The sequence below is a fragment of the Stenotrophomonas sp. GD03819 genome (genome assembly GCF_029841665.1).
Lineage (GTDB): Bacteria > Pseudomonadota > Gammaproteobacteria > Xanthomonadales > Xanthomonadaceae > Stenotrophomonas > Stenotrophomonas geniculata.
Genome location: NZ_JAOCEW010000013.1, coordinates 1 through 13,805, shown reverse-complemented (window position 1 = coordinate 13,805; position 13,805 = coordinate 1). Strand labels below are relative to the sequence as shown.

The following is a 13,805-nucleotide window of genomic DNA, read 5'->3' as shown; positions in this document are numbered from 1 at the left end:
GAAGGCGGGGTAGCGCGCGGTCGTCACGGCCATGCAGCCCGCCCGGGAAGGCGGGCTGCATGCAGCGCCCTCCCGGGTAGTGGAATCCACCCAGGAGAACGCAGATGCACGACTTTTCATCGAACGACCCTGCGCCGACCCTGCACCTGGTGTGCGGCAAGATCGGTGCCGGCAAATCCACCCTGTCTCAGCAGCTGGCATTGGCACCGCGCCACGTATTGATCAGCGAAGACGCATGGCTGGCGGCGCTGTACCCGGGCGAAATCCATTCCATTGCCGACTATCTGCAGCGCGCAGCTACGTTGCGCACTGTGCTGGCCGATCATCTGCGTGCATTGCTGCAGGCGGGTGTTTCGGTGGTGCTCGATTTTCCATTCAATACGCCAGCCAGCCGCGCGTGGGCACGTGAAGTGTTCTCGCCGGCTGGCGCTGCATATCAACTGCATTTCCTCGATGTTGCCGACGAGGTCTGCAAGGCGCGGCTGCGCGCGCGCAATGCACTCGGCGAGCATCCGTTCCCGGCCAGCGACGAGGAGTTCGAGCAGATCACCCGCCACTTCGTTGCACCAGCTGCGGAAGAGGGCTTTGTGGTGACGCGCTACCCCCAGGCAGGCCCGGCATAGCGCGGTCGGTTCAGTCGACGAAGGCCGGCTTGCCCTCGGTAGCGGTCTGCACCAGCGTCCTGCGGAAGGTCTCGACCAGCGGGCGCAGGTTGATGCGGTGCCAGGCCGCCCACAGCGGTGTGCGGTAGCTGAACCACGGCAGTTCGCGCAGCACCACGCCCGCCGGTGCCTGGTGGTCCAGGCTGCGCTGAATGGTGGTCAGGCCCAGCCCGGCGGCGACCAGACCGAGCGCGGCCAGCGGCTCGGTCGCCTCCATGGCGATGGTCGGGGTGAAACCGGCCTTCGCGCAGGCGGCGATGAAGGTGTCATGGCGCAGCGCGCTTTCCTTGTGCATCACGCCGATCCACTGCTGGCTGGCCAGATCCTCGGGCGTGATGGTCTCTGTGCTGGCCAGTGGGTGGCCGGCCGGCAGCGCCAGCAGCATCGGATCGTTCAGCACCTGCGTGGCGTCCAGGTCCGGATCGTCGAACGCCGGTGGTTCGCAGACCAGGGCGATGTCCAGGCTGCGTTGGCGCAGGCCTTCCAGCTGCATGTCCGACTGCTGGTTGTACAGCGCGATGTGTACCGCCGGGCGGTCGCCGCGCAGTTCGCGCAGGGCGGTGGGCAATACGCCGGAGTGCATCGCGTATTCCAGATAGCCGATGCACAGGCCGCCTTCGTCGCCGCGGCCGAGCCTGCGTGCCAGCGATTCCAGCCGGTTGGCGTGGGTCAGCAGGGCGCGCGCCTCGGCCAGGAAGGTGCGGCCATCGGCGGTCAGCCGGATGCGCTGCTGCGAGCGTTCGAACAACTGCAGTTCCAACCGTTCCTCCAGCTGGGCGATCTGCCGGCTGAGCGGGGATTGGGAGATGTGAAGGCGCTCGGCAGCGCGGCCGACGTGTTCATCTTCGGCGACGGCTACGAAATAGCGCAGTTGGCGGAGATCGAGCATAAGACCTGGGAGGACTCAATATTGAGAAATTATGTCTTGGACAGTCTTATGGGGCAAGCCTAGCCTATGCCTCAACCTCAACAACCTCCCCAAAGGGAACTCCATGAGCATCAACACTCTGCTGGCTGGCAAGACCCTCGGCTTCGGTACCGCGCCGCTGGGCAACATGTTCCGTGACATCCCAGAAGCCGAGGCCCAGGCTACGGTGGACGCGGCCTGGGAACAGGGCACCCGCTACTTCGATACCGCCCCGTTCTACGGCGCCGGCCTGGCCGAGATCCGGCTCGGCGACGCGCTGGCCAAGCGCAACCGCAACGACTTCGTGCTCAGCACCAAGGTCGGCCGCCTGATCCTGGACGAAGTGGAAGACACCAGCGCCCGCGACCTTGGCGAGAAGGGCGGCCTGTTCGTCGCCGGCCGCCCCAACAAGCTGGTCAATGACTATTCGGCCGATGCCACCCTGCGTTCGATCGACGACAGCCTCAAGCGCCTGAAGACCGACCGCCTGGATATCGTCTGGGTGCACGACATCGCCCAGGACTTCTACGGTGATGAGTGGCTGTCGTACTTCGAGACCGCGCGCCGCGGCGCCTTCAAGGTGCTGACCCGCCTGCGCGAGGAAGGCGTGATCAAGGCCTGGGGCCTGGGTGTCAACCGTGTCGAGCCGACCGAGCTGACCTTGGACCTGGACGAAGCCCGTCCGGATGGCTTCCTGCTGGCCGGCCGCTACTCGCTGCTCGACCACGAGCGTGCGCTGCAGCGGGTGATGCCCAAGGCGGCCGAACGCAACACCGGCATCGTGGTCGGCGGTCCGTACAGCTCTGGCGTGCTGGCCGGTGGCAGCCACTACGAGTACCAGAAGGCGTCGCCGGAGATCCTGGCCAAGGTCGAGCGCATCAAGGCCATCGCGGCCGAGTACGGCATCAGCATCAAGGCGGCCGCCCTGCAGTTTTCGCTGGCCAACCCGGCAGTGGCGGCGGTGATCCCGGGCGCCAGCCGCCCCGAGCGCATCGCCGAAGACTACGCCGCACTGAAGGAAATCATCCCGGCAGGGTTCTGGCAGGAGCTGCGTGCCCAGGGCCTGGTCGCTGCCAACGCCCCGCTGCCGATCGACAACATCTGAGTCCCCAAGGAGACCTTCCCATGGCAACTGCTTCTGTATCCATCACCGTACCGACCCCGGCCGACCAGGTCTGGAACCTCATCGGCGGCTTCGATTCGCTGCCCGACTGGCTTCCGTACATTCCCCGGAGCGCGCTCAGTGAAGGTGGTCGCGTGCGCCATCTGGCCAATCCCGATGGCGATGCCATCGTCGAGCGCCTGGAAGCCTTCGACCAGGCCGATCGCAGCTACACCTACTCGATCCTGCAGGCGCCGTTCCCGGTCACGGGCTACCGTTCCACCCTGCGCGTGGTCGAGCAGGGCAGTGGTTCGAGGATCGACTGGTCCGGTGAGTTCACCCCGGTGGGCGTCAGCCACGAAGAAGCGTCCGCGCTGTTCGAGGGCATCTATCGCGATGGCCTGAAGGCACTGGAAACCACGCTGGCCGGGTGAATGCCCGTGTGGTGTTGACCGCATGCAGACGCCCCGGCCGGTCCGGGGCGTTTGCGTGTCAGTGTGTGGGCGCCGGTCCACCGCAGGCGACGCGATGCATGGGAAAGTCCATTGCCTGCTTCGGATTGTCCTGCGCAATCTCGATGCGCGCATGCGCGCGCTGGTCGTCGAGGCGCTGGTAGTGGATACGCTGCGGGAAGTCGTTGGCGGGATTCTCGAACACGGCTTCATTGCCATCGACCCGGGTGGCGTTGAAGTCTGTGGCGTTCTGGCCAGAGGGCAGGGCGGTCAGCACCAGGCGTCCATCATCATGCTGGCGCAGCTGCATGAACTCGAAGCCCACCGTGCGGCCGTCCCGCAGGGTGCGGCTGCTGCCGAACAGGGTGTTGCCAGCCAGGGTGGACCACTGCTCGCCGGCACCGGCCGGCTGGCCATCAAGCTGCCAGCAACCGGCCAGCCAGGCCAGGTGTTCGATCTTCGAGGGTGAGGCGGACAGTGCGTGCGGGGCCGCGAGCAGCAGCGGCAACAGGGCCAGGGCGATGCGGAGCGACATCGGTGCCTCCATGCGCGGGAATGTGCGGCCTGTATAGCGCCCGGGGGATCACGCGGCCAGTGCCGTCCCTTCCAGTGCTGATTCCGATACGATCTGTCGCATTGAGCCATTTTTGATTGACCCGGAGTCCCGCCATGGTCGACCGCCTCGCCATCCTTCTTGAACGCTTCGCGGTCACCGCCTCGGTGTTCCATGCCGGCGCGCTGTGCGGCATCAACACGCTGGAGGGTGAGGATGAGGCGGGTCAGTTGCACCTGGTGCGGCGCGGGCCGCTGCAGGTCAGTCACGGGCAGCAGACCGTGCAGGTCGAAGTGCCGAGCCTGCTGCTGTATCCGCGGCCGATGCCACATCGCTTCAGTACCGACCCGCAGCAGGGCGCCGACATGGCCTGCGCCAACCTGCATTTCGAGGGCGGACGGCTCAATCCGATCAGTGCTGCGCTGCCCGATTTCATCTGCTTGCCGCTGGCCGACCTGTATGGAGGCAACGCGGCGCTGGAACTGCTGTTCGAAGAAGCCTTCGAGCAGCGCTGCGGGCGGGCAGCGATGGTCAACCGGCTGTTCGAGGTGGTGATGATCCAAGTGCTGCGCCAGCTGATGGAAGGTGGCGAGATGCGCGGCGGCCTGTTCGCCGGGCTGGGTCATCCGCGGCTGCGGCTGGCATTGGTGGCGATGCATGAAGCGCCCGCACAGTCCTGGACCCTGGAAGACCTGGCCGAGGTCGCCGGCATGTCACGCAGCGTGTTCGCCGCCAGCTTCCGCGAGGCGATGGGCACCACGCCAGGCCAGTACCTGCAGGGGTGGCGGGTTGGGCTCGCGCAACAGGCGCTGCGGCAGGGGCAGCCGCTGAAGCGGATCGCCGACGATGTGGGCTATGGCAGCGAAGCGGCGTTGTCGCGCGCGTTCAAGGCGCATACCGGGCAGTCGCCACGGGAATGGCGCGGGCAGGCGCGGGCCAGCGCGGCCTGATCGGTCAGCCCAGCACCAGCCGGGCGAGCTTCATGCCACCGAACAGACCGGCCAGGCCCAGCGCCACCGAGCCACCGGCATACAGTGCCGCCAGCCCATGCTGGCCACGCTGCAGCAGCAGGCCGATCTCCAGCGCGTAGGTGGAAAACGTGGTGTAGCCGCCGAGGATGCCGGTGGCCAGCAGCAGGCGCAGCTGCGGCGAGGCGCCATTACGCATGGCGAAGACCTCGACCACCACGCCCATCAGCAGCGCACCGCTGATGTTGATCAGGAAGGTCGACCAGGGCCAGGGACTGCCGACCGCCACCCGCGCGCCGATCAGGTTGCAGGCGTGGCGCAGGCAGGCGCCGATGCCGCCGCCGACGAAGACCAGGAAATAATTGTTCAATGCTTGCATGGCGTGCCTCGAATGCGGGTTCGCAGGGTCAATGGCGAACGCCGAGGGCAGGCACGACCTGCCGTCGACGAACACCGGGTTCGTCCTGGCAGGAGCCATCAGCCTTCTCAGGCGGTTATCGGGGGAGCCCCATCCCCATCGCGGTCCATGCTACCAGCGGCGGTGCATTCACGTCATCGAGGTCGTCAGAACGCGAGCCACCTTGCTGCGGCTGAAGCCATCCATCAGCAGTTCGAACGCGAGCAGATCCAGCGCCGCATGGCGGCGGTGGTCGATCTCCAGCCCGTTCTCGGCCACCAGATGGCTGACCAGCTCGTAGGCGTCCTGCCAGACATCCAGATGGGCCTGGCTGGGGATGTAGGCACTGCCGGGCTCACCGACGCCGAGCCCGCTGACCCCGTACAGCAGCTCGCGGGCGTCCAGCTTGGCCGCATCTGCGATGCGGAACAGCTGTTCGGCTTTCACGTGCGAGGCGCTCACGTGATCGTTGAGCCAGTTGCTGATGGTTGCTGTCGTTGATTTGGCGGCGCGTGCCAGATCGGCCGGGCGTGGGTGCCCGGCTTTCTTCATGGCTGCCGCGAGTCGTTGGCCGAGAGTATTCATCTATGCAAGCCAGCTTAACGCGTGGATTGCGAAGAAGCCTTGTCGCAAGAATCAGTCTGGTTAACAGAAGGACCGACCGTGACCGAATTCTGGAGCAAGCGGCAGGTGCGCACCCGGCTGGGATTCCGCACCGACGCCGAACTGGCACGCTTCTTTGGCATAAGCCGTTCCGCAGTGTCGCAATGGCCGAGGGACTTCCCGATTCCGGCCCTGCGGCAATACATCCTGCATCAGCGCTATCCGAACCTGTTCCCCACGACAGAAGCGTCGGCGGGCGAATCCATCTGACTTGCGCCGCCTTTTGTCGCATCTAGCACGCTAAGCGCCTTTTGCTAAGTATGCTTAGCAAAATAGGTAAGATCGATCGATCTGAGAATCACAATCGGCGCCATCTACTGGAGGTGTCGGTCCCTGGGTCCCGCTTACTGTCGGCTTCACCCCATCCGGGGGGGCCGGGTCCCCGTATGTAGTTTCGTGAACGATTAATAATTTCAATCACGAAAGTCGCTGCATGTAATTGACCTGTCGTGAAATCTATGACTAATTGGAGTCAACCAAGCGTGAAGCCTGGGAGTCTTTCAGTAGCACGCAAGTGAGTCGGTAGACCGTCAACAATGCAGAACAAGTCCAACGGAGGTCGTATGGAATACGGCATGCATGGCTTGGCTGAACGGGTACGCCGCGAACTGGAAGCCAGTTACCACAAACACGGATGCGGTCCGGCGTTCTGGGATACCTACCAGCAGGTGCTGGACCGTCTGGTCCCGCAGGGGACCGAGCGTACCGATGTCACCAACGAAATGGCGCTGATCATCGAACAGCTGGGCATCGTCCGGCGTGCGCAGCTTGTACCGCCGCACGCCAACGGGGCGCGTTGATTCAGAGCAGGCGCCAGGCGCCGCAGGCAAGCAGCGCCAGCAACAAGGACAGCAGGGCCAGGGTCCGGGGTCGCCACAGGCGCTTCGGTTGTCCAGCCATCGCCTGCGGACTGCAGTAGCGCACCAGCCCCGGACCGAAACCGGCCCGGTGCTGTTGTTGTGCGCAGGCCTCCAGACAGGCGCCGCAGGCCAGGCAATCGGCCTGCGGCCCCTGGCGGATGTCCAGCTGCATCGGGCAGGCGCTGACACAAGCAGCGCAGTCGGTGCAGTCACCGAGGCGGTCGGCGCTGAAGGTCGGCATCGGTCCGGCCAGCAGCGGATGCGCGGCGCGGAATACGTAGTCCTGCGCAGTGGTCGGGTCGAGCAGGCCGCGGCCACGGCCCAGTACTCCGCCAAGCCCGGACGGACGTGGCCCGCGCGGCTCACCGCGACGGGCGTCGTACAGCATGCGCGGTGTGTGCGGATCGGTCAGCAGCGGCTGCATGCGTGCGAACGGGCACAGCGAACGGCAGACCTGCTCGCGCAGGAAACCGGCATTGCCCCAGGTCGCGGCTGCATAGAACAGCACCCAGAAGGTTTCCCAGCGGCTCCAGCCGGCGTGGGGCGCAGCGGTCACCAGTTCGGCGATGGGGCTGAACAGGCCGACGAAGGTGATCCCGGTCCACAGCGACAACAGCCCCCAGGCCAGCTGGGTGGCCGGGCGTACAGCAGGTGCAGGCAGCATGCGGGCCGCGCTGCGGGCGATCCCGTCGAAGGCGCGCCGCCACAGGGTCTGCGGGCAGGCATGGCCGCACCAGATGCGCCCGGCGAGGTGGGTAAGCAGCGCAAGGCCCACCGCCAGCACCGCCAGCAGTCCGATCAGCACGCCGGCGTCGCTGGGCCACAACGTCCAGCCAAACAGGTCGAATCGCCGCGCGTTGATGTCCAGCAACAGCGCCTGGCGACCCTCCCAGCGCAGCCACGGCAGTGCGTAGAACAGCGCCAGCAAGGCGGCGCTGAGCGTGCCGCGCCAGTGCCAGGGACGAGGGATCCGGGTGCAGGACGTACTCATCCCAGCGGCAGCTCGTCGTCGTCATCGCTCGGCATCGGCCGCTGCAGGTACCAGGTGACCGCGCTGGACAGTGCCGTCACCGACCAGAACATGAAGAATCCCGCCGTATAGCCCAGTTCGCGACTGATGGCCGTGCCCGGGAAACTGATGGCCTGCAGGCGCAACGGATCGACGAAGGCGAAGAACACCACGCTGGCAACGCCGGCGGCGATGAAGCTGGGCCAGAGGATGGCGCCCCACTGCTGGATCAGCCTCTGGCGGCGGTTGGGAGAAGGTCTGTTCATGCTGTCCCGGATCGAGAAGTGGGCGGCGCGTATACTTCGCCAAGGCTGGCGCGGCATCCGCAGGGCATGCTTCCTGCAAGCGTGCCAGCCTAGGTGCAGCGGACTGCGCCGACATTGATCTGGATCAACGGCGCTGCCGCCTGGGTGCGGCACACTGCCGGCACGCTTTGGGTACCCCGATGAACGCAACACCGCCGCCTGTCCTCCCCGTCGCCTCGCCCGGGTTGTGCACCGAGCAGGAAGTGACCCGCCTGGTTCACGATTTCTATGCCCGCGTGCGTGAGGAAGAACGGCTGGGACCGGTGTTCGAGGCGCACGTCCACGATTGGCCTGAGCATCTGGCGCAGCTGGTCGACTTCTGGTCGGCGATGCTGCGCGGTACCCGCCGCTTCAAGGGCTCGCCGATGTCCAAGCACATGGCCATCGAGCTGGACAAGGACCTGTTCGACCGCTGGCTGGTGCTGTTCCGGATCACCACTGCCGAATGCAACAACCCGCCGATGCAGGAACTGGCCAACGACGTGGCCGCGCGCATCGGTGACACCTTCTGGAAGCGCTACCAGATGCTGCGCTGGCCGCAGGTGGGCCTGCCGGTGCTGGGGATCCCCGGCAAGGATTGATCTGGGTCAAGGCGGCGCAGGCCGCCCGGCGCGATGCTGGCGGCATGGACACGTTCTCTCCCGCCGCCGGTGGCCTGGCCTGGACCTTCGACCCCGACCTTCTGCGCCGGCACGACCAGCCGGGCCCGCGCTACACCTCGTATCCGACCGCGCCGCATTTCCATGATGGCTTCGACGCGCCGGCGCTGCGCCAAGCGATCTCCGACAGCAACCAGCTGGCCCGCGCGCTGTCGCTGTATGTGCATGTGCCGTTCTGTTCCAGCCCCTGCTTCTACTGCGGCTGCAACCGGGTGATCACCCGCGATCGCGGTCGTGGCCACAGTTACGTCTCGCGCGTGCTGGCCGAGGCCGACCTGTTGGCGCCGCAGTTCGATGACGGCCGCGAGGTGATCCAGCTGCACCTGGGCGGTGGTACGCCGAACTTCCTCGATGCCGAGGCGATGACCACGCTGGTGGAAGGGTTGCGCCGGCGCTTCGATTTCAGTGATTCGCCGCAGCGCGATTTCTCGATCGAACTCGATCCGCGCTTCATCGACACCCGCGACGTCGCCATGCTGGCGCGGCTGGGCTTCAACCGGGCCAGCCTCGGCGTGCAGGATTTCGACCCGCAGGTGCAGGAATCGATCAACCGCATACAGGGTGTGCAGCAGACGCTGGACATCCTGCGCGCCTGCCGCGACAGCGGCATGCGTTCGGTCAACGTCGACCTGATCTATGGCCTGCCGGGGCAGAGCCTGGAAGGATTCGGCCGCACCCTCGAACGGGTGCTGGCGCTGCGCCCGGATCGCCTGGCGGTGTATGGCTACGCGCATCTGCCGCATCTGTTCCGCGCGCAGAAGCAGATCGACGAAAGCCGCTTGCCTTCGCCGGAAGACAAGCTGGCGCTGCTGGGCCTGGCGGTGGAGAAGCTCTCCGCGGCTGGCTACCAGTACATCGGCATGGATCACTTCGCACTGCCGGAAGAGGATCTGTCGCGCGCACAGCGCGCCGGCCAGCTGCATCGCAACTTCATGGGCTATACCACCCACGCCGATACTGATCTGCTTGGCCTGGGCGTGAGTGCGATCAGCCACATCGGTGCCACCTACAGCCAGAATCCGCGCGATCTGCCGTCGTGGGAGGATGCGGTGGACCAGGGCCAGCTGCCGGTCTGGCGCGGCGTGGCGTTGAGTGCCGACGACCAGCTGCGTGCGGAACTGATCCAGCAGCTGATGTGCCAGGGCGAGGTGGATGGCGTGCTGCTGGGGCAGCGTCACGGTGTGGATTTCGAGCAGTACTTCGCCGAGGACGTGCGTTCGGTGCAGCGGCTGCAGGAAGACGGCCTGGCCGAATACCGCGATGGCGTGGTGCGTGCCAGCGAACCTGGGCGGCCATTGCTGCGGTTGCTGGCGATGTGCTTCGACCCGTACCTGCGTGCCGCACATGAGCAACCGCGTTACTCGCGGGCGATCTGAAGGTAGCGTGTGCTGCGTTCGTGTGGTGCCCGGAGCCGGAATCGAACCGGCATGGGGTTGCCCCCGGCGGATTTTAAGTCCGATGCGTCTACCAGTTTCGCCATCCGGGCCTGCAGCGCGGCGCCGATTGTAGCCCACCTGCGGTGCCGCGACCGGATTGCATCACGGCGGCGGCGTGCTTAACTGTCGATCGCATTCATGTCATAGTCCCTGCCATCGTTCCCAGGGGGGGAGCCACCTGATGTCGCTGCACGCGATTGCCTATGCCAGTGAGGCCCGCGCCGATCTGCAGACAACCGATCTTGACCGCCTGCTGGCCGACGCCACGGCATTCAATCGTGTAGCCGGTGTCACCGGTGTCCTGATGTTCGACGGAGCACGCTTCCTGCAGTATCTCGAGGGCCCGGAGGACGGCATCGATTCGGTGTTCCAGCGCATTCTCAACGCGCGCAGCCACGTGCAGCTGAAAGTGCTGTGCCGTGCACCCGTGGTGCAGCGCGCATTTCCGCGCTGGTCGATGGGCACGCGGCGGATCGAGCCGGAGCTGCTGGCGCAGATTGTCGATGCCGCGTGGCCCGGCTTCCTGCTTGGCAGTGGTGGATTCGAGCGCCTGCTGCAGGCCTGGACCGGCGCCGACGGTGAACTGGAACCGGCCGCGGTGGCGTTGGGGTCCTGAGCCCGCCTTGGCGGCAGGGCGCCGGGGCCGGTAGGCTGTAGCCTTTCTGGCGCAGGTTTTCCGGAGTGGTGCAGCAGATGAGTGTGTTGGCCGAAGCCATGGCAGCGTATGTGCGATCGCATCCGTTGCACGGGATGTGCCGATGAGTGCGCCGGTTGCGGCGGCCAGCGCCCCCCGGTTTGCGGTGATCGGCCTGGGTTATGTCGGCCTGCCTTTGGCGGTGGCGTTTGGCCGGCAGTGGCCGACGTTGGGCTTCGATATCGATGCCGGTCGCATCGCCGAGCTGCGCAGCGGCCAGGACCACACGCTGGAAATGGAAGCCGACGAGCTGGCCAGTGCGCAGCTGCTGCAGTTCGGCAGTGATCCGGCATTGCTTGATGCCTGCAATGTCTACATCGTCACCGTGCCGACCCCGATCGATGCATACGAGCAGCCCGACCTGGAGCCCCTGCGTTCGGCGACACGACTGATTGCCAGTCATCTTCGCGCCGGCGATCTGGTGATCTACGAGTCCACGGTGTACCCCGGCACCACCGAGGAAGTGTGCGTGCCGCTGCTGGAGCAGGGGTCGGGCCTGCGCTTCAACGAAGACTTCTATTGCGGCTACAGCCCGGAACGGGTCAGTCCCGGCGACCGCCAGCGGCGCCTGGCCGACATCCGCAAGATCACGTCCGGCTCGACACCGGAAGTCGCTGCGGTGATTGATGGTCTGTACCAGCGCATCATCGCCGCCGGTACGTTCCCGGCGCCTTCGATGCGCGTGGCTGAGGCGGCCAAGGTGGTCGAGAACATCCAGCGCGACGTCAACATTGCGCTGGTCAACGAGCTGGCCCTGATATTCGATCGGCTCGGCATCGATACCCAGGACGTGCTCGACGCCGCTGGCAGCAAGTGGAATTTCCTGCCGTTCCGGCCGGGGCTGGTCGGCGGTCACTGCATCGGCGTCGATCCGTATTACCTGCTGCACAAGTCCGAGAGCGTGGGCTACCACCCGGACCTGATCCACACCGCACGGCAGGTCAACAACCGCGTCGGCGAGCATGTGGCGGCGCGGGTGCTGGCGATGCTGGCCGAGCGTGGCCGTGCGCCGGCGGACGCACGCATCCTGGTGCTGGGCGTGACCTTCAAGGAGGATTGCCCGGACCTGCGCAACAGTCGCGCGCTGGAACTGGCGCAACGGCTGCGCGATGCCGGCGCGCAGGTAGAGGTCAGCGACCCGTGGGTCGGCCCGGCGGCATTGACCGGCGAGGGCCTGGATTGGCTGGCCGAGCCCGGGGCAGGGCGCTATGACGCAGTGGTGCTGGCGGTGGCCCACGCCCGTTTCAAGGCGATGGATGAATCCGCAATCCGGGGGCTGTTGGCGCCGGGTGGCCTGGTCTACGACGTGAAATCGGCCTGGCCGCGCAACGTGGTTGACGATCGCTTGTAAGCCCGGGCAGTGAACGGCGCGGTAGACTCGGGGGCAGTTGCAACCGAGGAAAGCCATGCACCGGTATATCGTCTACCTGCTCGCCATCCTGATGTTCCCGATATGCCTGTGGCTGGCCACGATCTGGCCGGCCTGGTATTGGGGCGTCGGCCTGACTGCCGCGATGGTGGCGCTGGGGACCTGGGATCTGCTGCAGAAGCGCAGCACGCTGCGCCGCAACTATCCGGTGATGGCGCACTTCCGCTACGGGCTGGAATCGATCGGCCCGGAGATCCGCCAGTACTTCGTGCAGAGCGACCTGGAAGACGTGCCGTTCTCGCGCCAGCAGCGGGCACTGATCTACCAGCGCGCCAAGAACGAGATGGACACGGTGCCGTTCGGCACTCTGCGCAGCACCTATGCGGTGGACTACGAGTGGATCAATCATTCGCTGGCACCGACCGCCATCGCCAAGCATGACTTCCGCGTGTTGATCGGCCCGAACTGTGCCAAGCCCTATTCGGCCAGCGTGTTCAACATCTCGGCGATGAGCTTCGGTTCACTGTCGGCCAATGCCATCCGCGCGCTGAACGAAGGCGCGCGCCAGGGCGGCTTCTATCACGACACCGGCGAGGGTTCGATCTCGCCCTACCACCGCGAGATGGGCGGTGACCTGGTATGGGAGATCGGCTCGGGCTACTTCGGTTGCCGTGACGAGAAGGGCGGTTTCAGCGAGGAGCGCTTTGTTGCCAATGCCACCCATGACCAGGTCAAGATGATCGAGATCAAGCTGTCGCAGGGCGCCAAGCCGGGCCACGGTGGCGTGCTGCCGGCGCCGAAGGTGACCGCCGAGATCTCGGTGACGCGTGGCGTGCCGATGGGGGTGGACTGTGTGTCGCCGTCGCGTCACTCGGCGTTCTCGACGCCGGTCGAGCTGCTGCAGTTCGTCGCCCGCCTGCGCGAGCTGTCCGGTGGCAAGCCGGTTGGTTTCAAGCTGGCCATTGGCCACCCGTGGGAGTGGTTCGGCATCGCCAAGGCGATGCAGGAAACCGGGTTGCTGCCGGATTTCATTGTGGTCGACGGCGCCGAGGGCGGCACCGGCGCAGCACCGGCGGAATTCGTCGACCATGTGGGTGTGCCGATGCACGAGGCGCTGCTGCTGGTGCACAACACCCTGGTCGGCCTCGATCTGCGCGATCGCATCCGCATCGGTGCGGCTGGCAAGATCACCAGTGCGTTCGACATCGCGCGGACCATCGCGCTGGGGGCTGACTGGTGCAATGCCGGCCGAGGCTTCATGTTCGCGCTGGGCTGCATCCAATCACTGAGCTGCCATACCGACAAGTGCCCGACCGGCATCGCGACCCAGGATCCCGCACGCTGGAAGCATCTGGATGCACCGGACAAGGCCACTCGTGTGTACAGCTACCACGAGCACACGCTGCATGCCTTGAAGGAACTGCTGTGTGCCGCGGGCCTGAACGACCCGGCTGAACTTGGGCCGGAGCACATCCTGCGTCGTGTTTCGCCGGTGGAGATCCGTTCGCTGGCCTCGCTGTACCGTTACCTGGAACCGGGCGAGCTGCTGCACAAGGTGCCCGACCATGCTGTGTTCCATGCGTTCTGGGCCGATGCACGCAGCGATTCCTTCCAGCCGCCGCCGAAGATCCAGGCACTGCGCGCCAGCAAGTCGCGATAACGTGTTGTGTTGTAGAGCCGAGCCCATGCTCGGCTGATCTTCGTTCCAACATCGCGATGCGTGATCGAGAAGCAGCCGAGCCTGGGCTCGGCTCTACAAGGAGATGTCA

At 65.9% G+C, this 13,805-nt stretch carries 17 protein-coding genes, 1 tRNA gene and 1 riboswitch; of the genes, 11 read left to right on the top strand and 7 right to left on the bottom strand.

The genetic code is table 11. The features are described from left to right. Positions 1-104: 104 nt before the first annotated feature. Positions 105-623 (top strand): ATP-binding protein, encoded by a 519-nt coding sequence (locus N5D45_RS09455; RefSeq protein WP_197656393.1) that lies wholly within the window; start codon positions 105-107, stop codon positions 621-623. 10 nt (positions 624-633) lie between these two features. Here N5D45_RS09455 and N5D45_RS09450 read toward each other — a convergent pair whose 3' ends face one another. Beyond that, entirely contained in the window at positions 634-1,551 is a 918-nt protein-coding gene (locus N5D45_RS09450) for a LysR substrate-binding domain-containing protein (RefSeq protein WP_197656394.1), read from the bottom strand. Between the two features lie 103 nt (positions 1,552-1,654). Here N5D45_RS09450 and N5D45_RS09445 point away from each other — a divergent pair, with 103 nt between their 5' ends. Both N5D45_RS09445 and N5D45_RS09440 read left to right on the top strand, forming a co-directional pair. After that, positions 1,655-2,674, top strand: a complete 1,020-nt coding sequence (locus tag N5D45_RS09445) for an aldo/keto reductase (protein WP_279938815.1) — start codon at positions 1,655-1,657, stop codon at positions 2,672-2,674. A gap of 20 nt (positions 2,675-2,694) precedes the next feature. Next, positions 2,695-3,105 (top strand): SRPBCC family protein, encoded by a 411-nt coding sequence (locus N5D45_RS09440; RefSeq protein WP_164192588.1) that lies wholly within the window; start codon positions 2,695-2,697, stop codon positions 3,103-3,105. A 58-nt stretch (positions 3,106-3,163) separates the two neighbouring features. Here N5D45_RS09440 and N5D45_RS09435 read toward each other — a convergent pair whose 3' ends face one another. Beyond that, entirely contained in the window at positions 3,164-3,658 is a 495-nt protein-coding gene (locus tag N5D45_RS09435; protein ID WP_057503616.1) for a DUF6265 family protein, read from the bottom strand. Positions 3,659-3,792: 134 nt separating this feature from the next. On the opposite strand from N5D45_RS09435, the gene N5D45_RS09430 reads away from it, so the two are divergent. Further along, positions 3,793-4,626: an AraC family transcriptional regulator gene (locus N5D45_RS09430; protein WP_164192591.1), complete on the top strand. Its 834-nt coding sequence runs from the start codon at positions 3,793-3,795 to the stop codon at positions 4,624-4,626. Between the two features lie 4 nt (positions 4,627-4,630). Here N5D45_RS09430 and crcB read toward each other — a convergent pair whose 3' ends face one another. After that, positions 4,631-5,023, bottom strand: coding sequence for a fluoride efflux transporter CrcB (gene crcB, locus N5D45_RS09425; protein WP_005412844.1), 393 nt, complete (start codon positions 5,021-5,023; stop codon positions 4,631-4,633). A gap of 82 nt (positions 5,024-5,105) precedes the next feature. After that, positions 5,106-5,169, bottom strand: a riboswitch (Fluoride riboswitch). Positions 5,170-5,191: 22 nt separating this feature from the next. Next, positions 5,192-5,593, bottom strand: coding sequence for a transcriptional regulator (locus N5D45_RS09420; RefSeq protein ID WP_010486043.1), 402 nt, complete (start codon positions 5,591-5,593; stop codon positions 5,192-5,194). Positions 5,594-5,704: 111 nt separating this feature from the next. Between N5D45_RS09420 and N5D45_RS09415 the strand changes: the two genes are divergently transcribed. Together N5D45_RS09415 and N5D45_RS09410 are read left to right on the top strand one after the other, a co-directional pair. Then, complete coding sequence (locus N5D45_RS09415; protein WP_010486042.1) at positions 5,705-5,914, top strand: hypothetical protein; 210 nt, start codon at positions 5,705-5,707, stop codon at positions 5,912-5,914. A 353-nt stretch (positions 5,915-6,267) separates the two neighbouring features. Beyond that, on the top strand, positions 6,268-6,504 hold the full coding sequence (locus tag N5D45_RS09410; RefSeq protein WP_164192594.1) for a hypothetical protein: 237 nt from the start codon (positions 6,268-6,270) through the stop codon (positions 6,502-6,504). Between the two features lies 1 nt (position 6,505). Here the strand turns inward: N5D45_RS09410 and N5D45_RS09405 are convergent, their stop codons facing one another. Together N5D45_RS09405 and N5D45_RS09400 are read right to left on the bottom strand one after the other, a co-directional pair. Continuing rightward, positions 6,506-7,555, bottom strand: a complete 1,050-nt coding sequence (locus N5D45_RS09405; RefSeq protein ID WP_228355213.1) for a 4Fe-4S dicluster domain-containing protein — start codon at positions 7,553-7,555, stop codon at positions 6,506-6,508. After that, positions 7,552-7,839 (bottom strand): hypothetical protein, encoded by a 288-nt coding sequence (locus N5D45_RS09400; RefSeq protein ID WP_010486039.1) that lies wholly within the window; start codon positions 7,837-7,839, stop codon positions 7,552-7,554. The genes N5D45_RS09405 and N5D45_RS09400 overlap by 4 nt, the downstream gene beginning before the upstream one ends. Positions 7,840-8,018: 179 nt before the next feature. Here N5D45_RS09400 and N5D45_RS09395 point away from each other — a divergent pair, with 179 nt between their 5' ends. Then, entirely contained in the window at positions 8,019-8,459 is a 441-nt protein-coding gene (locus N5D45_RS09395; protein WP_109813828.1) for a group III truncated hemoglobin, read from the top strand. Between the two features lie 44 nt (positions 8,460-8,503). Then, positions 8,504-9,913 carry an oxygen-independent coproporphyrinogen III oxidase gene (hemN, locus tag N5D45_RS09390; RefSeq protein ID WP_279938811.1) on the top strand — a complete coding sequence of 470 codons (1,410 nt, stop codon included), beginning with the start codon at positions 8,504-8,506 and terminating at the stop codon, positions 9,911-9,913. Between the two features lie 23 nt (positions 9,914-9,936). Here the strand turns inward: hemN and N5D45_RS09385 are convergent. Further along, positions 9,937-10,023 (bottom strand) — tRNA-Leu (locus N5D45_RS09385). A gap of 131 nt (positions 10,024-10,154) precedes the next feature. Between N5D45_RS09385 and N5D45_RS09380 the strand changes: the two genes are divergently transcribed. From N5D45_RS09380 to N5D45_RS09370, 3 genes are all read left to right on the top strand, one after another. Then, on the top strand, positions 10,155-10,589 hold the full coding sequence (locus N5D45_RS09380; protein WP_010486035.1) for a BLUF domain-containing protein: 435 nt from the start codon (positions 10,155-10,157) through the stop codon (positions 10,587-10,589). 142 nt (positions 10,590-10,731) lie between these two features. Beyond that, positions 10,732-12,018, top strand: a complete 1,287-nt coding sequence (locus N5D45_RS09375; protein WP_057503621.1) for a nucleotide sugar dehydrogenase — start codon at positions 10,732-10,734, stop codon at positions 12,016-12,018. A 55-nt stretch (positions 12,019-12,073) separates the two neighbouring features. Next, complete coding sequence (locus N5D45_RS09370; RefSeq protein WP_043402155.1) at positions 12,074-13,696, top strand: FMN-binding glutamate synthase family protein; 1,623 nt, start codon at positions 12,074-12,076, stop codon at positions 13,694-13,696. Positions 13,697-13,805: the final 109 nt, after the last annotated feature.